The sequence below is a fragment of the Asaia lannensis NBRC 102526 genome (assembly GCF_024054035.1).
Taxonomy (GTDB): Bacteria; Pseudomonadota; Alphaproteobacteria; order Acetobacterales; family Acetobacteraceae; genus Asaia; species Asaia lannensis.
Genome location: NZ_JAMXQU010000007.1, coordinates 15,424 through 37,464, shown reverse-complemented (window position 1 = coordinate 37,464; position 22,041 = coordinate 15,424). Strand labels below are relative to the sequence as shown.

Annotated in this window: 19 protein-coding genes; 7 read left to right on the top strand and 12 right to left on the bottom strand. The window is 60.4% G+C overall.

The window, feature by feature from the left end; all coding sequences use genetic code 11:
* Positions 1-23: 23 nt before the first annotated feature.
* The 5 genes from rodA to NF685_RS10125 form a co-directional block, all read right to left on the bottom strand.
* Positions 24-1,178, bottom strand: coding sequence for a rod shape-determining protein RodA (gene rodA / locus NF685_RS10145; protein ID WP_252849544.1), 1,155 nt, complete (start codon positions 1,176-1,178; stop codon positions 24-26).
* Positions 1,178-3,082 carry a penicillin-binding protein 2 gene (gene mrdA, locus NF685_RS10140; protein WP_222546937.1) on the bottom strand — a complete coding sequence of 635 codons (1,905 nt, stop codon included), beginning with the start codon at positions 3,080-3,082 and terminating at the stop codon, positions 1,178-1,180. The genes rodA and mrdA overlap by 1 nt, the downstream gene beginning before the upstream one ends.
* Positions 3,083-3,205: 123 nt before the next feature.
* Positions 3,206-3,772 carry a PGPGW domain-containing protein gene (locus NF685_RS10135; protein ID WP_222546936.1) on the bottom strand — a complete coding sequence of 189 codons (567 nt, stop codon included), beginning with the start codon at positions 3,770-3,772 and terminating at the stop codon, positions 3,206-3,208.
* A 2-nt stretch (positions 3,773-3,774) separates the two neighbouring features.
* Positions 3,775-4,719, bottom strand: coding sequence for a rod shape-determining protein MreC (gene mreC / locus NF685_RS10130; protein ID WP_222546935.1), 945 nt, complete (start codon positions 4,717-4,719; stop codon positions 3,775-3,777).
* Positions 4,720-4,740: 21 nt separating this feature from the next.
* The gene (locus tag NF685_RS10125) at positions 4,741-5,787 is read right to left on the bottom strand and encodes a rod shape-determining protein (protein ID WP_127100289.1); all 1,047 of its coding nucleotides are present in this window, start codon (positions 5,785-5,787) and stop codon (positions 4,741-4,743) included.
* A 395-nt stretch (positions 5,788-6,182) separates the two neighbouring features.
* Here NF685_RS10125 and NF685_RS10120 point away from each other — a divergent pair, with 395 nt between their 5' ends.
* Both NF685_RS10120 and NF685_RS10115 read left to right on the top strand, forming a co-directional pair.
* Positions 6,183-6,452, top strand: a complete 270-nt coding sequence (locus tag NF685_RS10120; RefSeq protein ID WP_252849543.1) for a hypothetical protein — start codon at positions 6,183-6,185, stop codon at positions 6,450-6,452.
* A gap of 33 nt (positions 6,453-6,485) precedes the next feature.
* A complete protein-coding gene (locus NF685_RS10115) occupies positions 6,486-6,962 on the top strand; it encodes a hypothetical protein (protein ID WP_252849542.1) in 477 nt (158 codons plus the stop codon).
* Between the two features lie 240 nt (positions 6,963-7,202).
* On the opposite strand, the gene NF685_RS10110 is transcribed toward NF685_RS10115, so the two are convergent.
* Both NF685_RS10110 and NF685_RS10105 read right to left on the bottom strand, forming a co-directional pair.
* A complete protein-coding gene (locus NF685_RS10110; RefSeq protein WP_222546934.1) occupies positions 7,203-8,774 on the bottom strand; it encodes a 2-isopropylmalate synthase in 1,572 nt (523 codons plus the stop codon).
* A 239-nt stretch (positions 8,775-9,013) separates the two neighbouring features.
* Entirely contained in the window at positions 9,014-9,922 is a 909-nt protein-coding gene (locus tag NF685_RS10105) for an N-acetylmuramoyl-L-alanine amidase family protein (protein ID WP_222546933.1), read from the bottom strand.
* A 508-nt stretch (positions 9,923-10,430) separates the two neighbouring features.
* Between NF685_RS10105 and NF685_RS10100 the strand changes: the two genes are divergently transcribed.
* Positions 10,431-13,325 (top strand): Rne/Rng family ribonuclease, encoded by a 2,895-nt coding sequence (locus tag NF685_RS10100; protein ID WP_252849541.1) that lies wholly within the window; start codon positions 10,431-10,433, stop codon positions 13,323-13,325.
* A gap of 167 nt (positions 13,326-13,492) precedes the next feature.
* Here the strand turns inward: NF685_RS10100 and NF685_RS10095 are convergent, their stop codons facing one another.
* Entirely contained in the window at positions 13,493-14,410 is a 918-nt protein-coding gene (locus NF685_RS10095; protein ID WP_252849540.1) for a LytTR family DNA-binding domain-containing protein, read from the bottom strand.
* Positions 14,411-14,577: 167 nt separating this feature from the next.
* On the opposite strand from NF685_RS10095, the gene NF685_RS10090 reads away from it, so the two are divergent.
* Positions 14,578-15,570 carry an alpha/beta hydrolase family protein gene (locus tag NF685_RS10090; protein ID WP_252849539.1) on the top strand — a complete coding sequence of 331 codons (993 nt, stop codon included), beginning with the start codon at positions 14,578-14,580 and terminating at the stop codon, positions 15,568-15,570.
* 66 nt (positions 15,571-15,636) lie between these two features.
* On the opposite strand, the gene NF685_RS10085 is transcribed toward NF685_RS10090, so the two are convergent.
* Together NF685_RS10085 and xseA are read right to left on the bottom strand one after the other, a co-directional pair.
* Positions 15,637-16,008 carry a hypothetical protein gene (locus tag NF685_RS10085; RefSeq protein WP_252849538.1) on the bottom strand — a complete coding sequence of 124 codons (372 nt, stop codon included), beginning with the start codon at positions 16,006-16,008 and terminating at the stop codon, positions 15,637-15,639.
* Positions 16,005-17,456, bottom strand: a complete 1,452-nt coding sequence (xseA, locus tag NF685_RS10080; RefSeq protein WP_252849537.1) for an exodeoxyribonuclease VII large subunit — start codon at positions 17,454-17,456, stop codon at positions 16,005-16,007. The genes NF685_RS10085 and xseA overlap by 4 nt, the downstream gene beginning before the upstream one ends.
* 58 nt (positions 17,457-17,514) lie before the next feature.
* Here xseA and purD point away from each other — a divergent pair, with 58 nt between their 5' ends.
* Positions 17,515-18,771, top strand: coding sequence for a phosphoribosylamine--glycine ligase (purD, locus tag NF685_RS10075; RefSeq protein WP_252849536.1), 1,257 nt, complete (start codon positions 17,515-17,517; stop codon positions 18,769-18,771).
* Between the two features lie 318 nt (positions 18,772-19,089).
* On the opposite strand, the gene NF685_RS10070 is transcribed toward purD, so the two are convergent.
* Complete coding sequence (locus tag NF685_RS10070) at positions 19,090-19,611, bottom strand: ClbS/DfsB family four-helix bundle protein (protein WP_252849535.1); 522 nt, start codon at positions 19,609-19,611, stop codon at positions 19,090-19,092.
* A 305-nt stretch (positions 19,612-19,916) separates the two neighbouring features.
* Positions 19,917-20,060: a hypothetical protein gene (locus NF685_RS10065; protein ID WP_252849534.1), complete on the bottom strand. Its 144-nt coding sequence runs from the start codon at positions 20,058-20,060 to the stop codon at positions 19,917-19,919.
* 154 nt (positions 20,061-20,214) lie between these two features.
* On the opposite strand from NF685_RS10065, the gene NF685_RS10060 reads away from it, so the two are divergent.
* Together NF685_RS10060 and NF685_RS10055 are read left to right on the top strand one after the other, a co-directional pair.
* The gene (locus tag NF685_RS10060; RefSeq protein ID WP_252849533.1) at positions 20,215-20,670 is read left to right on the top strand and encodes a superinfection immunity protein; all 456 of its coding nucleotides are present in this window, start codon (positions 20,215-20,217) and stop codon (positions 20,668-20,670) included.
* Positions 20,671-20,779: 109 nt separating this feature from the next.
* Positions 20,780-22,006: an acyltransferase family protein gene (locus tag NF685_RS10055; RefSeq protein WP_252849532.1), complete on the top strand. Its 1,227-nt coding sequence runs from the start codon at positions 20,780-20,782 to the stop codon at positions 22,004-22,006.
* Positions 22,007-22,041 lie beyond the last annotated feature (35 nt).

Below are 22,041 nucleotides of genomic sequence, written 5' to 3'. Positions count from 1 at the left end.
TCCGGTCGGCGGTCTTATGCGCCTCAAAGATCGGGCTTGCGTTCGACCACATCGCGTTCGTTGCGATGCACCCAGGCAGAAAGCAGCAGCCCGAAGCCGAACATCATCGTCAGCATGGCCGAGCCGCCATAGGAAATGAGCGGCAAAGGCACACCACCGACCGGGATCACACCCATGACCATGGACAGGTTGACGGCGCAGTAGAGAAAGAAATCGACCGAAATGCCAAGTGCCAGAAGACGACCGAACTGATTGCGGCTGCGCATGGACATGAGCATGCCCCCGACGACCAGCAAAGCGAGCAGACCGATGACCGATACGGCCCCTGCATAACCCCATTCCTCACCGATCATGGTGAAAATGAAATCGGTCTGCTTCTCGGGCAGAAAGTTCAGCTGCCCCTGTGTGCCGCGCAGATAGCCCTCGCCCCACATACCACCCGAACCCAGGGCAATCTTGGACTGGATGATATTATACCCCGCCCCAAGCGGATCGTGTTCGGGGTGAAGAAAGGTATCGATACGGGCTTTCTGGTAGTCGTGCAGATGCGCGTAAACGAACTTGCCCAGAAACGGTACCGGCGCCACGAGCAGCGCAATCTGCCACAGACGCATGCCCGCAGCGAAAAACATGGTCGCACCGATGAGCCCGATAATGACCGCCGTGCCCAGATTGGGCTCCTTGAGCACAAGAGCAACCGGCAGCAGGGTGAGCAAGGCAGGCGGAATCAGGCGAAGGGGGTTGCCCATGCGCTTGATATCGATGCGATGAAACCAGCTCGTCAGGGCCAGGACGAGAGCGATCTTGGCGAATTCGGAAGGCTGGAACTGGATACCGGCCAGATTGATCCAGCGTTCGGCGCCTTTACCGACATGCCCCATGCGCAGCACGAGCGTCAGAAGTGTGATGGCAGCGATATAGATCGGGATGGAAAGCAGACGAAGCACACGCGGACTGGTCAGGGCCACAACGATCATCATGACCAGGCCAAAGCCGAAACGCACCATCTGTGGCCGTGCAAAAGGCTTTGCCGTACCACCGCCTGCGGAATAGAGCGCCAGATACCCCACACCGGCCAACGCACAGATCAGCAGCACATACAGCCAGTTGATCTGAAGCAGTTTGCCCAGCAGCCTGAAACTCGGCTCGGGGCGCCAGAGGCGTTTCTGCCAGTTCATTATTCGGCGTCCGCGACGGCCTGACCGGGTGCATGATCGTGATTGACCGGATCGCGCAACAGCGTGTCGGTCATGATGTCACGCGCCAGAGGCGCTGCGGCATCGGCACCGCCGTTGCCATGCTCGATCACGACGGAAATGGCGTAGCGCGGCGCATCATACGGCGCAAAGCAGATGAACAGCGCATGGGGACGTTCCTCCCATGGCAGGTTCATCGAATTGAAATGACCGCTCTCGCGCAGGGCACGGGATACGCGACGCACCTGCGCCGAACCTGTCTTGCCGGCCATCGCGACATCGGGGATGCTCAGACGCGCCTTCGGAGCCGTGCCCCTTGGCGCATTGACGACATCGAACATACCCTCACGGATGACGTTGAGATGCGCGTCGGGAATATCGAGCACAGGGGCGGCATCGAGCGGCGTATGCTCTGAATCGTGCTCGTCGATCCTGCGTACGAGATGAGGCGTTATGTTGCGCCCTGAGGCAATGCGCGACACATAGGTCGCGAGTTCGAGCGGTGTGACCTGCACAAAACCCTGACCGATACCGGCATTGACGGTATCGCCCCCGTTCCAGTGATAGCCGTGCTTCTGCCGCCATTCGGGCGTCGGAATCACGCCTGAGCGTATATGAGGCAGCTCAATATCGAGCTTCGTGCCCAGACCGAAATCATTGGCCATGGCCTTGATGGGGTCCATGCCGATCTTGCGCGCCGCCAGATAGAAATAGACGTCGCAGCTGTACATGAGCGCCTGCTGCATGGTGATATTGCCATGCCCCCAGCGCGACCAGCAATGAAAACGCACACCGCCCATATCGTAATAGCCGGGGCAGTTGAACCGGTCCTGCGGGCTGATCTGCCCTGACTGCAACGCTGCAAGCGCTACGGCAGGCTTGAATGTCGATCCGGGAGGATAGACGCCGGCTACGGTCTTGTTGATGAGCGGCGTACGGACGTTATTGGTCCATTCGATCCATTGGGCGTGGCTGACGCCTGAATCGAACAGCGACGGATCGAAAGACGGTGTGCTGACCATGGCCAGCACCTCGCCATTGCGGCAATCCATCACCACGACACTCGCGGCCTGATCGCCAATGCGGTTGAGCACCATCTGCTGCAATCCGGCATCGATGGTGAGCACAACCTCGTCGCCCTGCTGGCCGTCGATACGGTTCATCTCGCCCATGACGCGGCCCTTGGAGTTCACCTCCATCTCGACCGAACCGGGTTCGCCGCGCAGCAGGGTATCCTGCGTCTGCTCGATGCCTGCGCGCCCGGCACGCATGCCGGGCAGCGCCATCATGGGGGTCGATGCAACGTCACGTTCATTGGGTGGCGCGACGTAACCGACGATATGGGCAAGCTGCGATCCATAGGGATAGAGTCGTGTCGTACCGACATCGATCAGGACCCCGGGCAGGCTTGGCGCATTGAGCTCGATACGCGCCATATCGTCCCAGCTCAGGAAATCCTTGAGCGATACGGGCACATATTTGCGCAGATGACGCAGGTCGCGCTCGATGCGGGCCTGATCGCGCTCATCGAGCGCGATGATCTGCCCGAAACGGGCAATCGTCGCGTGGATATCGGTCGTCTCTTCGGGCATGAGCAGCGCACGCCAGTTGACCTTGTTGCCCGCAAGCTGAATGCCGAACCGATCGACGATCTGCCCGCGCGCCGGGGCGAGAAGGCGCTTGCTGGTACGGTTACGTGCCGCCAGATCGCGCAGATGGTCGCCTTCGTTGACCTGCAGATCGTAAAGCTTCTTGCCCAGCACGCCCAGCACGCCGGCCTGGGTTGCCAGAACCAGAAGCGCACGACGCGTGAACACGCCGCGCGACGGTGTGACCTCTTCACGCTTGCTGCGCGACCGGGCTGAAGGCGTCTTTCTGAACTTCATCGCGTGGCAATGCGCCTGCCGTCAGACATCGGTGCGCAACAGGCCGTAGCCGTGCAAACGCCTGTCGGACGTCCGGTCGGTAACGCTGCGTTGCGACGGAACATCATGTTCAAAACCGGGCCTTCAGGCTTGTTCAGGGTCTGCCACCGTGCGACGCGCCCATGTAAACAGAGCGCTTAACGTTGGGTAAATACCAATTGTCACTGCTGTCTGGAAGAGACTCGGTCCCGGTGACAGCAATGTTAACGTCCCGATACACGCGATGACCCATCCGAACAACGACAAAACAAGAGCGAGCCCCCCAAGCAAAGCCCAGGCGAAAAGGAAACTGATGCGGCTCAATCCGTAACGCCACAAGTGGGCCACGCCATGAAAGACGAGAAGCGAGAAAAGAAAGACGCCTGGGGGGCCGAAGTTCAGAAAGTCGCATACCACCCCTACACAAAACGTCATGAAAGGCGTCATGGATTGCGGTCTGTGCGCAGACCAGAAGAATACCGTTCCCGCCGCAATACCGAAGCTGAGCTCCCCCTGCCCCGGAATGCCCAGCCCCGCCGAGAGCAGCACGACGCACAGAATGATGAACAGCGACGGCAACAGGGCGCGCATGATCTGATCGATCCGTCGACGCAGGGTCTGTCTTGGTGCAATGCCGGGATGGATATCAGGGGCGTGCCGATGGATCGCCATAATCAGCCCTGCCCTCTTATCGGTTTCTGGAACGGGATAAACGGCAACTCGGGCGCAACCGGCATAGAGGGCATGATCCGCACACGGCCCGGGGCATCCGGCCCGGTGTGATCGGCATTCATGTAGTTGAAGACGCGTATGATATCCGGATGATCCAGCGAAGCCTCGGGAATAACCACGGGGCTGCCGGGACGCAGATAATGCACGGTTCCAACGATCAGACCGCCCGGCATACCGGCAAAACCACCATGGTCGCGCCCTTCGGGGGCGGGCTGCTCGCCCGTGACGACACGCTCGCCCTCGACCGGGCGATTGTCCTGCGCATAATAGATCAGTCTTGGGTAAGGCGATCCGTCTCCCGCCATGATGGCGTTGCCACGCGATGCCGTAAGCATGACCGGAATACGGCTGGCCTCATCGTTGATCATGAGGATGCGCACCGTGCGGTCGCCCGTTTCCGTCACACGACCGAGCAGCCCGGCGGCATCGAGCGCTACATCGCCCGGCACAATGTTATGCCCTTCTCCAACGGCAAGAAGAACCGAGCGACCGTATAACCCGCCAGCATCACGCAGGGCATGACCGCTGACGAAATTCGGCGCGTTATCGGGAATCCAGTGCAGGCTGGCCTTGAGCTGGGCGTTCTCATTGGCCATTGCCACAGCCACATCGTACCAGCGCCGGAGTTTCTGGTTTTCGGCACGCAACCGGGCGTTCTCGCCCGCCATATCGGTCAGTCCTACAAGGGTCTGGCGGATATGGGCGATCCCGTTTTCAGGCGCTGCCAGCAATTTGTAGGCAGGCGACAGGCCGTCCGCCAGCCTCATGCGCAAGGCGTCGACTGCCGGTCTGCGCGTGAGACCGAGCATGATCAGCCCGATCGCCAACACGAAAAAAAATGGCAGCATCAGCTTCGCGAGTGCGTGTCGCCCCTGAATCGACAGCATCGGCGGGATGCCCCCTGACTATCAGTACATTGAAATGAGGACATTCCTCAGACGACGCATTTCCTCAAGCGCACGCCCCGTGCCGAGCGCAACGCAGGACAGCGGCGATTCACCGACCGTAACCGGAAGGCCGGTTGCGTTACGCAAAACATCGTCCAGACGATAGAGCAGAGCCCCACCGCCTGTCAGCACAATCCCCTTGTCAACAATATCGGCAGCGAGTTCGGGCGGGGTATTTTCGAGCGCGGTTGTGACAGCGTCCACGATCTGCATGACGGGCTCGGCCAGGCTTTCGGCCACCTGCGCCTGGCTCACCAGAACCTCACGCGGCACGCCATTGATCAGATCGCGTCCCTTGACTTCCTTGACCGGCCCAGGATCGCGCGGATCGTCCGGCAGGCAGGCCGAGCCGATATCGATCTTCAGACGTTCGGCAGAGCTCTCGCCGATCAGCAGATTGAAGGTCTTGCGGATGTAGGAAATGATGGCGTCATCCATCTTGTCGCCACCGACACGCACCGAACGTGCATAGACGATACCGCCAAGAGAGATCACAGCCACTTCCGTCGTACCGCCGCCGATATCAACAATCATGCTGCCCGACGGTTCGGTCACCGGAAGACCCGCCCCGATTGCGGCTGCCATGGGCTCCTCGATCAGCATGACCTTGCGCGCACCGGCACTTTCTGCGCTTTCCTGGATCGCACGACGTTCGACCGCCGTCGAACCGGAAGGCACGCACACGATGATCTGCGGGCTGGCGAAGGCGCGGCGGTTATGCACCTTGCGGATGAAATGCTTGATCATCTCTTCCGCGACTTCGAAATCGGCGATGACACCGTCGCGCAGCGGACGAATAGCCGTAATGTTGCCAGGCGTACGCCCGACCATCAGCTTGGCTTCTTCACCCACCGCAAGAACCTGCTTCTTGCCACGCACTTCGGCGATGGCAACGACGGAAGGTTCGTCGAGGACGATGCCGCGTCCCTTGACATAAACAAGTGTATTGGCGGTGCCGAGGTCGATAGCCATGTCTGCCGACATGAGACCCAGCAGACGTGAGAACATTCAAGCCTCCTGGCCGAAGAGATTGTGCGCGCGTCCCGCATCCTGCCTTCACCCTGTGAACAGATGCCTCGCTGGAGGTCATCGCGCTGAGAACAGTGTTGGGGTGAGACGCGGAATATTCTGGCGCAGGCCTTACCGGTGCAGCGATTGGTGAGCAAGACCCGATCAGGGAAAATTGCGGTTTAATGACCAAAATTCCCTGACACGTTCTCGGTATTAAGTGCGTTACTTTTGGTTACACTGCGTCCTCAGCCTGCCATTTATGCGCCATTCTTCGAACGCGCCCCGGCACGACTGTCCCGATCAAGCCGATCACGACTGAGTGGTCTTAAGAAACTGGAAAAAAGCCACTTCGTTCTAACGGTGTAAAATAATTCATCAGGATGACAGACATCATGACCAAGCGTAACTCCTTCTTCCGCCCGCGCAATCTCGCTGCACTTTCGGCCTGCGTCGGCATGCTGGGCCTGAGCGCTTGCGGTAATCCCTATGATCCCGGCGCACGTGCCGGTTCAGGCGCCCTGATCGGCGCAGGTGGCGGTGCCGCCATCGGCGCCCTTGCCGGCGGCGGACGCGGTGCAGCCATCGGTGCACTCGCAGGCGGTGCACTCGGTGCAGCCGGCGGTGCCGCAACCACGCCGAACCGCCCGCGTTCGGGCTATTGATCCCTCACCAACCATTTTGACCGAGACCCAGTCATGACCTTTCGTACCACGCCACGTACCCGCTCTTTCGGAAGGCCCGCCACCGCACTGGGCCTTGCCGGACTATGCGCTCTGCTGAGTGGCTGCGGCAGCCCTTATGACCCCGGGGCTCGGGCGGGTTCGGGCGCGCTTATCGGCGGTGGCGCCGGTGCGGCGATTGGGGCTCTGGCCGGAGGCGGACGCGGCGCCGCCATCGGTGCGCTTGCCGGTGGTCTTGTCGGCGCTGCGGGTGGCGCAGCCACTACACCGAACCGCCCCGGCGGAACCTACGCCCAGAGCGGTTATGCCAATCAGGGCGGGTATTATAATCAGGCCCCGCCGCAGCAGGGCTATGCGCAACCCGCCTACACCAATGGTCAGTACCCGAATGGCCAATATCCGAACGGACAGTACCCCAACGGTCAATATGCTAACGGGCAGAACGGCTATCCTGTCCAGCAGGGCTACCCCGCCTATAATCAGGGCTACTGAGCCACGCTGACCCGGAGCAAAGAGGCAGGCGTCATGCGCCGGCTAGCGCCTCTTTATTCTGCCGACACGAAAAAGGCCTCCCGAAAAAACGGGAGCCCTTTTTTGATACCATTTTCCTGATTTGCCCCGCTCGCTCCTCTCGCAACAGACGAAAGCAGCAGAGGGAAATTCCGCATCTACCCATTTGCCCTTCCCGCGAAAGTCTTTCTCCGAAAGGCCTTCGCGGGAGGAGGCCGGTGTTCAGAGCACCAGCGCTTCCGGCTCGCTCCGTGCGCGCTTGACCGTGAGCTTGTTCAATGCGTGCACATAGGCGCGTACGGCCGAGACGACCGTATCGGCATCGGCCCCCTGCCCATCGACCATCTTTCCGCCCTCCTGCAGGCGCACCGTGGTTTTTGCCTGGGCATCCGTCCCTTCTGTGACCGCACCGACAGAGAACAGCTCCAGCTCGGCCTCATGCGGAAAAATGGCGCCGATCGCCGTGAAGGCAGCATCGACCGGACCGTTACCCGTCACTTTGGCACTGCGCACATCACCATCGACCAGCAATTCCAGCTCGGCCTCTGCCGGACGCTTCGAACCGGCACGAATATCGAGCGAGACAAAGCGGATACGGTCATGATCGCGTGTTTCGTCGTCGACCAGAGCGCGGATGTCATCGTCGAATACGGTCTTTTTCTGATCGGCCAGAACCTTGAAACGCTCGAACGCATCCTGGATTTTCTCGTCGGCCAGTTCGTAACCCAACGCCTTCAGCTTGTCGCGGAACGCTGCGCGTCCCGAATGCTTGCCCAGAACCAGAGACGTCTTGCTCCACCCCACGCTCTCGGGCGTCATGATTTCATAGGTTGCAGCGTTTTTCAGGATACCATCCTGATGGATGCCGCTCTCATGAGCGAAGGCATTGCGCCCGACGATCGCCTTGTTGGGCTGGACGTCGAAACCCGTGATATTGGCCAGCAGGCGCGAGATACCCAGCAGGCGCGGCGTGTCGATACGATTGGTGAACGGGATCTTGTCGCGGCGCGTGCGAATGGCCATGACAATTTCCTCAAGCGCGGCATTGCCTGCACGCTCGCCGATTCCGTTGATCGTGCATTCGATCTGACGGGCGCCACCGGCGATAGCGGCCAGCGTATTGGCGACGCCCAGACCCAGATCGTTATGGTTATGCGTCGAGAAAATCACCCTTTCCGCACCCGGCACGCGCTCGCGCAGCATGGTGAAAATCGCCTGCAATTCGTCGGGTGTCGTGAAACCGACCGTATCGGGAATATTGATCGTAGTCGCGCCGTTGCGGATAGCCACTTCAACACAGCGACACAGAAAATCAGGCTCGGTGCGCGAACCGTCTTCTGCCGACCACTGGACATCGTCGGTGAAATGGCGTGAGGTCCTGTTGCCCTCGGCAATCAGTTCCAGCACCGTCTCCGGCTCCATGCGCAGCTTGTACTTCATATGCAGCGGCGAGGTGGAGATGAAGTTGTGAATGCGTCGGCGCGGTGCTTTTGCGATGGCTTCACCCGCCGCCTCGATATCGCGTTTGCCGCCGCTTCGGGCCAGACCGCAAACCACCGCCTCGCGCACAGTTTCGGCTATTTTCTGCACGCTCTCGAAATCGCCCGGCGACGCCACGGGAAAACCGGCTTCAATTACGTCGACGCCCAGCTCTTCAAGCGCCTTGGCCATGCGGATCTTCTCTTCCAGATTCATCGAGAAGCCGGGCGATTGCTCGCCGTCGCGCAGGGTCGTGTCGAAAATAATGACGCGATCGTCTGCAACAGTGCCGAAGGAAGGATGAATAATGGTCATGACAGTCTCTTTTTCGTAGCTTTGAACAACAAGATCGTAACCCCCTGAACGCGCCAGTTCGTCTGGCCGCGATATGCGCTCAGGGGCAGATAAGTCGAAGCGTACGAAGGAGGAGGCCCGGGCACAGATCGGCGCGTGCGGCTGCACGGGATCCTATGCCAGAAAAGGGCGACTGAATGTCCATGGCCCCTTCTCTATCCCAGAACCCACGATCTTGCCTAGCGCAGAACAGCTGTTTTCTAGCCTGAACGCGCAAGATTCGTTCTTTGACCTGCAAAATAGCGATCGATTGCCGTCGTCATGGCCGTTGCGACCTGTTGCCGATAGGCTCCCTGACGCAGGGCAGCTTCATCATGACGATTGGACATGAATCCCATCTCGACGAGGACGGAGGGTATGTCGGCCGATTTCAGCACGACAAAAGCCGCGTGACGGGCAGGATGGCGCAGAAGGCCGATACGGGGCTGAAAGGCCGAAACCACGCTGGCTGCCATATGTGCCGAACCGCGCCGTGTTTCCTCATTGACGAGACTTGCAAGAATATCCTGCACTTCCGACGACATGCCATGAAAAGCCGGCCCGGCGAAGCGATCCGCACTGTTCTCCGTTTGCGCCAGAGAGGCTGTCTGCGCGTCAGAAGCGCCGTTCGACAGGGTATAGACACTTGCGCCGCGTACATCGGGGTCGTGCAGGGCATCGGCATGCATGGAAATAAACAGCTGCGCCTTGTGACGATGCGCCAGATCGACGCGCCCTTCGAGCGGGATGAAATGATCGTCTGCGCGCGTCATTACCACATCGTACTGACCTTTGGCCCTGATCTGTCTGCACAGCTCTTTGGCAGCGGCCTCGGCAATATGCTTTTCGTAAGTGCCGCTTATTCCTATCGCACCGGGATCTTTACCCCCGTGGCCGGGGTCGAGCATGATGACCGGTCTGGGGGGCGAAGCCCGGCCCGTTATTGCAGGGGCTTTGCCCTTATTCGTCAGACCGTGTGACTTGGCATGATGCCCTTTGGCATGGCTCGTGGTTTTCCGCTCCGACGCATCGACCGGGCCTATCCCCAATACACCGGTCGCAAACGCACCACCGATCGTACCGCCGATCAGGGCGTTGAGCTGGCGGCGTGTCGGTTTGGGGGCGAACATGAGCGGCCTCATCTGGTATGCGCGGCAGAGTATCATCTGACAGCCGATTGCGGTGTCAACATGGCAGGGGCGCAAGTCTTGCATAAGAACGCAATTTCAGTCATCCTGCGGGAGAAGGATCAGAAAACGGTCGATCCGGCGCCGGACGCAAGGCTTTGCCCTGTCATGTGCCGCTCCCGCTTTCTCCGAACTTCATGCGTCGCCAAGGATCTGAAACCCTCCCCCAGCTGTCGGCCCAGGCCGCGGAGTTGAAAACGGGAGGCCGGTTCTCAGCCTGAGACGCAGATGACAACTCGCAGGGGCCGCATGAAGTCTGCCAGTCTCGTTTTGTGGAAAACTACCGGATCGGGCAATGACCTGCATCCGACGATGTTTCACGAAAACTGGCAAGACGGCACCTGTTTTCCCCCTATACCTCGACATTCTGCCACGCGCGCAAAATCGGCCACTGTGACTGCACAGGGCCCGGAACGCGCTGCGACAAAGGCCGACCGGAGTTTCCCGTTTTATGAACAAGCGTATGCTGATCGACACCACCCACGCGGAAGAAACCCGCGTTGTGGTTATGGATGGTGATCGTCTCGAAGATTATGATGTCGAAACATCATCGAAGAAGCAGATCAAGGGCAATATCTATCTTGCCAAGGTAATTCGCGTCGAGCCGAGCCTTCAGGCCGCCTTCGTCGATTACGGCGGCAATCGCCACGGCTTCCTCGCGTTCAGCGAAATCCACCCTGACTACTTCCAGATTCCGGTTGCCGACCGCGAAAAGCTGCTGGCCCTGCAGGACGAGGACCTCCGCGCCGAAGAGCGTGTCGAGACCGAGAGCGAAGCCAGCGAGCCTGCCGAAGACACCGAGAGCACCGAACAGACCGAGTTCGAAGCCCGTCCGGAAACGGTCGGCGGTGAGCACGATACGGGCGATGAGGGCGCTGCGGCCCGCCGCACCGCGCGCTTCCTGCGCAATTACAAGATCCAGGAAGTGATCCGCCGTCGCCAGATCATCCTCGTGCAGGTGGTCAAGGAAGAACGTGGCAACAAGGGCGCGGCCCTCACCACCTATATCTCTCTGGCCGGTCGCTACTGCGTACTGATGCCCAACGCCCTGCGTGGTGGTGGCGTGTCGCGCAAGATCACATCCGACAGCGATCGCAAGCGCCTGCGCGACATCATTGCAGAACTCGACCTGCCGCGCGGCATGGCCATGATCGTACGCACAGCCGGTGCCCAGCGTCCGGGACCGGAAATCACGCGCGACTGCGAATATCTGCTTCAGCTCTGGGACGATATCCGCAACCACACGCTGTCTTCGGTTGCGCCGACGCTGATCTATGAAGAAGCCAATCTGATCAAGCGCGCCATTCGCGACCTGTTCAGCAAGGATATCGAAGAAATCATCATCGATGGCGAACCGGCCTGGAAGAATGCGCGCGAGTTCATGCGCCTTCTGATGCCGCATAACGCCAACAAGGTGAAGCTGTGGCGCGACCATAGCCAGAGCCTGTTCGGTCGCTATCACGTCGAAGGTCATCTGGATGCGATCTTCTCGCCAACGGCCCAGCTGAAATCTGGCGGTTATCTGGTGATCAACCAGACCGAGGCGCTCGTATCGATCGATGTGAACTCGGGACGTTCGACGGGCCAGCGCAACATCGAAGATACGGCGGTACGCACGAACCTCGAAGCCGCCGAAGAAGTCGCCCGTCAGCTGCGTCTGCGCGATCTTGCCGGTCTTGTCGTGATCGACTTCATCGACATGGAAAGCCGCAAGCATAATGCGATGGTCGAAAAGCGCCTCAAGGATGCGCTGCGTTCCGACCGCGCGCGTATCCAGATCGGCCAGATCTCGCATTTCGGTCTGCTCGAAATGTCGCGCCAGCGTCTGCGCCCCTCCATTTCGGAAGCCGTTCTCGTTCCCTGCCCGCATTGTCAGGGAACAGGCCATGTGCGCGGTGTCGAGAGTGCTGCCCTGCATGTGCTTCGCGCCCTGGACGAAGAAGGCCTGAAGCAGAAAGCTGCCGAGATCACTGTTCATATCACCTCGGGCATCGCGCTTTATATCCTGAACAACAAGCGCGACTGGCTTGGTGAGATCGAGCAGCGCCATCGCATGCACGTCTTGTTCCAGCCCGATGACAGCCTGACCCCCGCCGATCTGCGCATCGAGCGCGTACGTCCGCAGGTTCCGGCCGAGCCTCGTGCTGTGCAGACCGAGCGGCATGAAGGAGAAGCCGGGCACGCCGTCACCCCGGTTTCGGTCGTTGAGGAAGAGACCGACCTTGAGCCGGTGACGGCCGAGGAAACCCGCGAAGAGGGCAATCGCGAGGAAGGACGGAGCGAAGAAGGAGGCCGCCGCCGCCGCCGCCGTCGCCGTCGCAACGGTCGCCGCTTCGACGAGAACCGTGACACGCAGCAGACTGCCGAGGCAGGCAACGGCGAAGAAGCCGAGGACGCAGGACATTCTGCGGCACATGAAGCCCCGGCCGAGGCAGCCACTCATGAGGAGCAGACAGGCGGCGAAAGCGAAGCCCTGATCGTTCCGGGTCGCCGCCGCATGCGGACACGTCGCGTTTCGCGCGATGAACGCAACCAGGGTGAAACGCCACGCGAAACGCGTTCTTCCGATAATCGGAAGAACGAAGATCGCCCGGCGGGTGAACGCACCCAGAGCGAACGCGGATCGGAAGACCGCCGTCGCAACCAGCAGGACAACCGCTGGAACGGCCCGACACCGGCCAATCCGTTCGGAGGCGCCTCGTTCGATATTTTCGACATGATCGAGCAGGCAGAGTCCCGTCTTGGAACCCCCTCGTCACGCAATGACGAGCCCAAGCCAAGCCTCGCTTCCGGCTCTCAGCCTGCTGAGGAGACGCAGACCGTTGCAACTCCTGTCGAGGCACCGACCGAAACGACTGCGATCCAGTCTGAGGGCGGGCGTGAGAATGCGACACGCAGGGGACGCGGTCGTCCGCGTCGTCGCCCTGCCGCGGCAGAGCAGGCCGAGTCCGCTCCTACTGCGGCAGAACCGGGCGATGCCGCGCCTGTAGCGGAGCCTGTTGCAGTCCCTGAAGCCGACCAGGACAAGCCGGCTCCGCGTCGTCGCGGTCGCCCGCGCAAGGTACCGGCTGCTGCATCGGTGAACGAAGGCGCGCCCCTGACCGCCGAAGTGACGTCGGAACCCGTCGAGGCGCCCAAGCCGCGTCGTGGCCGCACGCCGCGCAAAGCAGCTGCCGTAGCCGAAAACGTGGTTGAGGCCCCCGTGGCGACCGAGGTCAAGGCACCGACAAAGGCCAAGAGCCGTCGCGCCAAGTCCAAGGCCGAGGACACCGCGCCTGTGGTTCAGCCCATCAATGTCGATGAGGTTGCCCCAGCCAAGCCGCGTACGGGCTGGTGGAAGCGCTAAGCGCTTCTGACCTTTGACAGGAACCGGAAACGGGGCGGTCCATACCGCCCCGTTTTTGTTATGGGGATACCGCATCATCCGTCAGACAACGGTGGTCAACGAAGCTCAGCAGCGGCGCGTTGATAATGCGCTCAATCGCACAGCTCCGCATCGTCTCGCAAAATCGATCAGTCTGCCAAAACGCTGGGTATGACCTGGCTTCTTCCTTTTGAGGCCGTACAGCCGGACGTAGCCGATGCCGTATCGTCCTTCGTGTCGAGCCATCCTGCTTCGCGCAGTCGAGCGACCTGTGCACGGGCGACCGGCACGACAATCCCATTCGTCAGATGCAGACGCAGCGCACGCGGCGTGCCTTCCCAGCGTTTAAGCGCCCGGCGCGCGACCCGCCATGAACGATGCACCTGCAGACCGTCGCATGACGACTGCCGTGCCATGGCATCGCGTAACGTGCCATGAACGAGGATCGAGCCGCCCTGCCGATGGCAGCGTATATAATGGTCCTCCATCTGCAGCGCGAGAATACTGTCGGGCCGCGGATGAGGCGACAACAACGCCTCGGCAAGAGCATTCGACGACTGACCGGGGGCTTGTGTCTCCCGTGATAGCGGGAGCAACGCCGGCGCAGACTGGCGCTCCCGGTGGCGAAGCCACAACACCGTCAGCATGACAGCCGGAAGCGCGATGAGAAGAACCTGAACGTACCACAATCCCCAACCCGGCAGTCTGTCCACCTTTTCGGGCCACATGATTTCCGTCAGTTGACGTGCGACCCAGCTCTGCAGAATTCCAATGAGCGCCGCCATCCCGGCGATGACGCACCAGAACCGGACACCTTGCCCGATCAGCCCTGCCCTGCGCATGAAAATGATCGGCCCTGCGTAGAGGGCAAAGCCCGCCAGACTACACGTGATCCAGTAAAGCGTACGAAACGGCAGGCCTCCGTTGAGATAGCTGCCATAGGGCCCAACAAGTCCGAAAAACAGACCGATGCCCGATGCGACAGCGAAGGCACGCAACAGGATGAACCGGGACTGGCCACGGAAATTCCCGGTTTTTCCATCCAGTCTCATGAACGGCTTTCCCATGATCCCGTCCGGCGATCATGACAATCGTTGCGCATCTCCTTGCCCTTTCGCCCATTCGCTCACTGAAGGCTCACCGTGCCGACCGTTCGCCCATTCACGAAAATACGCTGGCGGAACGGGCTATGGCGGGATTTCTGAACGCTTCCCCGTCAGGAGCTCAAGTAACCATGACCTGTCTGTCTCGCATCACCCTGCCCATAATGCTGGCCCTTGTCCTGATTTTTCCTCGCCTTTGTCAGGCAGAAACATCCAGGATCGGATGCCAGCATATCATCACACAGCAAGGGCTCGAACTCGGCATCTGGTATCCGAGCACCGGGGCCGCAACCCATCAGGATCTGGGGCCCTATGCACAGGATTGCGTGGCAAACGGCCCGGTCGTGCACAGCCATGGTGGTCTCGTTGTCATTTCCCATGGGACGGGAGGATCATGGACGAGCCATCTCGATACAGCTGCAGCACTCGCCCAAGCGGGATATATCGTCGTGTCACTGACCGAGCCCGGCGATAACTGGCGCGATATGTCACATGCGACCGACATTACCGGACGCACCCGCGCTTTAAGCGCGGCTCTGGACTATATGCTCGACACATGGCCGCAGGCTGACCGCATAGATCGGCATCGCATAGGGGCATTCGGGTTTTCGGCAGGAGGGCTCACGGTGCTTCTTGCAGCCGGCGCCCAACCCGATCTCAGCCGGATTGGGCCCTGGTGTACCCAGCACCCCAAAAGCTTCACCTGCGCATTGATCGCGAAAGCCCACGCGTCGATCCCCTCGGGTTCTGCGCCCGTAAAGGATAGCCGTATCGCTGCTCTCTCCCTCGCTGCGCCGGCACTCGGCTTTACAATGACCCGATCTGCCCTGCAGGACGTGACGCTGCCCGTCCAGATCTGGCAGGCCGGTGACGACAGGATCTTGCCCTCACCCGGCTCGGTAGAACCGGTGCGCGACAACCTGCCTACGCCGCCGCAGGGTTTCATGGTCGCGCATGCCGATCATTTCGACTTTCTGGCGCCGTGTCGCCCCGAGGCTTCAATGGCGGCGATCTGCACAAGTCATAACGGTTTCGACCGCACGGCCTTTCACACAGGCTTCAATGCCGCACTCGTGGCCTTTTTCGATCGCACCTTGCCCAGGCAGGGTGCTTCAGGCCGATGATAAACCGAGCTCGGCAATATCGACCTTGCGTTCGAGGCATAGCGCGCAAACCTGCGCGACCGCCTCTCAGCGACAGACGCTCGGCGCGCCGGTCGCTGCGATATAGGTGCCTGTCAGGGGATTGAAACAGGCATTCTGCGGGCATGAGCTGCCGGATGCCAGACCGTCGCTGAACACCTGCCCGCCCATGCGGTTCGTCTCACGCTGCACGGCGCCGCAAAGCGGTGTGTTGACGGGCGCAGAGGGATCGTTGGTAAGCTGGGCCTCATTTGCAGGAAGCGGCGTTTCACCCGTCATGCCCGGAGCGAAATCCTGCGGCGGAATACGGGCATGGGCCTGTGCCTGACCCGGCCGAGGCGCTGGAGCCTCGCTGCACGCCGCCAGCGACGACAATGCAAGCAGCCCGATCCATGCTGTCATGACCTGAAAACGCTTCATATTCCGAGATCCCCCTGTTCTTTCCTGTCCGTTCCCAGAGGGTCGAGCCGTCCATGGCGCGTACCATCTGCAAAGCGAAGCGTGATCGCTCCGCCGCGCGGTCGCCCGGAGGCTGACGTCACCGGTTTACCCCGCCCATCCTGCACCAGAGCATAGCCGCGCGCCAAGACGGCCTCGGGCGAAACGGCCTCCAGTCTGCCCACAATACCGGCAAGACGGGCGCGATCGAGGCCAAGACGCGCGGTCAAGGTCTCGGTTCCGAGGCGCGCATGGGCAAATCCGGCACGTTCCCGCTCCATCCTGTACCTTATGCCCGATGCCAAGGTCGCGCTGGCCAGATCGAGACGCGCCTGTTTCTGCCCCATGAAATGCGCAGCAGAAGGCACCCGCCCCTCGAGAGTCATAAGACGCTGCCGCGCCTTGGAAGCGACCATCGGCAGGGCCAGTTCAAGGCGCTGCCCGCGCTCATCGAGCCTGAAACGCGCAGTTTCCAGCAGTCCCGGCAGGTCGGGAAGACGCGCCACCAACTGGTCGAATTTCGCACCGGCAAGCTGCAACTGGCGCGACAGGGCACCGGCAAGGCGTGCACCTCGATGCGCCAGATCGGCAATCAGCTCCGAACGCAGGGGCACGGCCATTTCAGCCGCAGCTGTCGGCGTGGGCGCACGCTGGTCCGACACGAAATCGATCAGGGTCGTGTCGGTCTCGTGTCCGACCGCAGAAATGAGCGGAATGGGACAGGCGGCGACAGCGCGCAGAACCGATTCGTCGTTGAACGCCATCAGATCTTCAAGCGAGCCACCGCCGCGCGCCACGATCAGCAGATCGGGCCGTAATGCAGCCGGCAGGCCAGGGCTGGAAAACCCGTCGATTGCAGCCGCAATCTGGGCGGCAGCCCCCTCGCCCTGCACCGCAACCGGCCAGACGATGACGGGGCGCGGAAATCGGCGCGAAAGGGTGGTGATGATATCGTGCAGCACCGCCCCGCGGCTCGACGTCACGAGTCCGATCAACCGAGGAAGAAACGGCAGAGGCTTCTTGCGCTCGCCATCGAACAGCCCCTCAGCGAGCAGTTTCTGACGCAGCTTCTCGATCTTGGCGAGAAGCGCGCCCTCTCCCGCGAAGCTCATCTGGTCGATCACAAGCTGGTAACTCGACCGGTCGCCATAGGCCGAGACACGCCCGGTCGCGATAACTTCAACCCCGTTTTCCGGCACCATGCCAAGACGCGACACCGATCCGCGCCAGATCACACCCGAAATCTTGCCGCCCTGGTCTTTCAGCGACAGATAGACATGGCCGGATGGATAGCGCTTGAGTTCGGTAATCTCGCCACGAACGCGCACACGGTTGAAACTGCCTTCAAGGGTACGCTTGATCGCCCCCGAAATTTCGCTGACCGAATATTCGGGAACATTCCCGCCTGTGCTCTGATCGTTTTCGCTCATGAGCCCAGTCTATGCTACGGAACGCGGGCTACGACCAGTCAGAACAGGAAGAATGACGATGCGGGTGTTACTTGTCGGATCAGGCGGACGCGAACATGCTCTTGCGGCCTGCCTTTCACGCTCTCCCGAGCTGGAAGCCCTGTTCATCGCCCCCGGCAATCCAGGCATGGCCGAACTGGGCACGCTCGTGCCGCTCGCTGCTGACGATGTCACAACTCTTGTGCGCTTTGCAAAAGAGCAGAAAATCGATCTCGTCGTGCCGGGGCCCGAAGCCCCTCTCGTCGCCGGGCTGGCCGATCTCTGCGCCGAGGCCGGCATTGCCTGTGCAGGACCGAGCCAGGCTGCCAGCGCCCTCGAGGGGAGCAAGAGCTTCACCAAGGATGTTGCCGACGCGGCGGGTATTCCCACCGCACGCTGGGAACGTTTCGAGGAAGCCGAACCAGCGCTCGCTTTCGTACGTCGACGCGGCGCACCGATCGTCATCAAAGCTGACGGTCTGGCAGCCGGCAAAGGCGTGATCGTGGCCCAGACGCTGGAAGAAGCCGAAGCCGCCATTATCGACATTCTGACCGATCGCAGCTTCGGCGCCGCCGGAGCGAGCATCGTGATCGAGGAATGCCTCGTCGGTGAGGAAGTCTCGCTTTTCGCATTCTGCTCGGATGACGAGGCCGTACTGATCGGAGCGGCCCGCGACCACAAGCGCATCGGCGAAGGCGATACGGGTCCGAATACAGGCGGTATGGGTGCAATCTCCCCTCCCCCTCGCTTCGACCGGGCAGCGCAGGAGAAAGCGCTCGATATCATGGTGCGCCCCATGCTGGCCGAAATGGTCCGACGGGGCACGCCGTTCAGAGGCATTATTTTTGCAGGACTGATGCTCACCGCAGAAGGCCCGAAGCTGATCGAATATAACGTGCGCTTCGGCGATCCCGAGGCGCAGGCCCTGCTGATCCGTCTGGATTCCGATCTGCTGCCCGTACTCAAGGCGCTTGCTGAAGGCCGCCTCGACGATGCCGCCATACGCTTTACCGACGATGCGTCGATCTCGGTCGTTCTGGCGGCACGCGGTTATCCCTGCACGCCGGTCAAGGGCGGAGCGATACGCGGCATCGAGCGGGCAGATGCAGTCCCCGGTGTGCAGGTATTTCAGGCTGGCACCGCCATGCAGGATGGAAAACTCGTTGCATCTGGCGGCCGTGTGCTGACCGTATGCGCGACAGGCGCCACGCCTGAAGAAGCACGTGCACGCGCCTATCAGGGTGTCGCAGCCATCGACTGGGACGACGGAATCTACCGACGCGATATCGGGGTCTGACTGAACCTGTCGGGGCTAGAGCCTGCGCACTTTCTGACGGCGGAGCGGGCATGAAGCCTGTTCCGCTGACGGAGAGAAAAAGACACGCCATCCAGCGCCGATCGACGATAGTACCCCACCCGTTCAGCAGAAACAGAACACAGCAAAACAGGCCCGTGCACTGAAGAGACCGGGATTTTACCCGTCTTCAATCGCCTGCAACGCAAGAAATTCAATTAATGCAATTATTGTATCTTCTATTGTATCTGTCGCAGAAATTCCGTTTTTTACGACACGGCGCGACTTGGACAACAAGACACTGCGAATGCGATAGGGGTTTTACGGTCTCCGCGGCCTGCTCTCCGCTTTCAGCCATTTCCGCAAACGCCTGCGCGCATTGGCGTAAGGCGATGCCGTGTTGAACTGAATCATACGCCCCATCGTCCATTTCTCATACCAGGGGCGGCCATACAGTTCGTCGTTGCTGCGCTCTTCGATCAACGACACAATTCTCGTCTTCGCATCTGCGAGGCGCTCGGTGAGCTGGGGATAAGGGATATCCTCGCAATCGCGATAGAACTTTCGCGCGAGACGACCCAACTCGTTCCACCTGAAGCCTGTTTCAGGAAATTCGATCGGCAAGCCGGTCGCGTCTCGTTCCAGCCATTTGAGGACCAACTCGTTCCACCCGATCAGATAGGCGACGAGATTGCCAACGCTCATCCGCGTCCCTTTCGCGTGGCCGTCCAGACTGGTGTCATCGACCGCCGATAGCGGCACTTCACGCAGGTCCTCGAAGAGCTTTTCGAAATTAGACTCTATCGCTTTGAGCAATTCGTCCTTGTTCGTCGGAACAGCCATACTCCCCCCCCCCCCTCTCGCGAAAATCCTGCAACCTGCGACAGCGGGTTTCGGGAATGACACCACAAAACATGCGCGCTTCCGCTTCCAACCCGAAGCGAACAATCCCGTACCGATCACTGGTGAATTGCCCGTGCGGCTGAACGCTCCTTGAATACGCGGTGCGAACACTCGGTTTGCAGATCTTCATATGCGCTGGACCTCGATACCGTAATAGATCAGCGGGGCGTCTCCTCCTCAATTCAACAAGGCGAAGAATGCCGCAGACGTGACGCGGCGCAGACCAAGCCCAATCATTAATGCCGTCATGACAGCGAAACTGCCCCATGCAACGCTGCGATGATCGTTGTGGCGAAACGTCTCCCGTGACCGAGCGCACAGATGGGCAGTGGAAGAACGGTCGGACCGCGAATGGCCGACGAGACGAACGGAGCGGCATCGAAATCCATTTAGCGCTCTATGGACATATCATCGGATCGTGCATGTCGCTTGGATCGAACGATTCATGGGAATGACGGTAAGGGAGAGGGTAAAGTATGAAATTCCCGATATCCCCTACATCCTGATACTCTGTGCGTAGAGCCTTGAAAGCGGGATAAACTCATGGACATGCCAACGATGACGGACGTTCTGCCAGATACGGTGATACCGGGTGTCGTCGTCAGCATGATGACCATAATCATGATCGCGGCAGCCTTGTTCGGGCTGCTTGTTTACATGGCCCCCGCTCTTGTCGCCCTCGGTCGCCATCACCGTGACCGATGGCTCATTCTGCTTCTTACCGTACTGACCGGATGGACATTCATAGGCTGGCTCGCCCTGTTCATCTGGGCCATCTGGCCTGCGGAAGAACACGCACCACCCATTGGGCCTTACCGACCCTTCGCGCCACAGGCAGCCTTTTCGGACGCAAATCCATCTTCGCATGCGCTCTCCCCCGAGGCGCATCTTGCGGCGGTCGATAAGCTCGAGCGTCTTCATGAGCAAGGTATTATGACCCGCGAGGAAATGCGCGCCCATATGAATGCGCTTATCGCCCCGACACCCCGATCTTTCTGACATGTCCGGCTTTGCTTCGCGCACGCCCGGGAGGAAGGCGGAAAACTGAGGCATTTTATCACTCCCGTCCGCAATAAAGCGCAAAAGCGACACGATGGCGCCATGATGCATGAGCACAGTCGAAACCCTGTCCGATGCAAAGCCTCACCATTTCATGACCGATCCAGATCAGGATGTCCCTTCCGGGCGTTCTCCCCATTCACGTAATGCAGGTATAGACTGCCTGCGCGGCACTGCCATCATCCTCGTGGTTATTCATCACCTCGCCCTGCGTTTTCCTCTGACAGAAACCAGTCTCGTCGGTCTCTTCCCCTATCCGGTTCTGAAAATGCTCAACTGGGGCGGTATCAAGGGGGTCACGATGTTTTTCGTCATCTCCGGCTTTCTGATTACCGATCATACGATCAGACGGTACCAGCAACCTTCAGCTCTCGATCTACGCGCTTTTTCAGGCCGACGGGCCGCACGCATTCTGCCCTGTCTTCTGGCCCTGATCCTCATCGCCTGCACGCTCGGCCTGCTTCACGTCCCGACCTTCAGACCCGAAAATCCCGGTCAAAGTCTGGCTGGTGCGGCATTTTCCGCCCTGTTCATGCATCTCAACGTCTATGAGGGCCAGACAGGCTACCTGCCTGCTTACTGGGACGTGCTCTGGTCTCTCTCGGTGGAAGAACTTTTCTACCTCGGCTTTCCCCTGATCTGCTTGAGTCTGGGGCGCACGCGACTCTCCCTGGCAATCTGTGCCGGACTTTTGGCCCTCGCAGCCCCCGTTTTTGAATGGCAGCTGCAGAATGCTTCCGAGATATGGCAGGAAAAAGCCTACGGGCCGGGTATGAGCGCCATCGCCACGGGCGTTGTTGCGGCCCTTTTGATGGCCCGCCACGCCCCGGGCTCAAGGTTCGTTGCCCTTGTCGGACTGACCGGCCTGGGCGGAATGGCGCTTTACCTGCTTCAGGGACGACTATGCTGGTCTCTCTTTGGCCTTGCGACACCGCTGTTTTTCAACGTCACGATCGCGCTCTCTGTCTGGGCTTTCGCACAGGGCTGGGCTGCGTCATATACCGCAGGGCATACGCACTGGCTGCGCGCGTGGGGACGGGGCAGCTACGAGATCTATCTCAGTCACATGTTCATCGTCATGCCAGCCGTCGCCCTTCTACGGACCACTGGGCTGCGTATCGCCTGGGCATGGCTCGTCTACCCGCCGGTTCTTCTGGCCGTTTTCTTCCTCGGTCGAACAATCCAGCAGCGTTTTTCAGCACCCCTCGATAAACGGCTGTGCGGATGGCTGTGCCGTTCACAGAAGAATAGCCGATCCGCTCAAACGGCACCCTGACGCGACACCGCAACACGGCACCCCGACACGATACA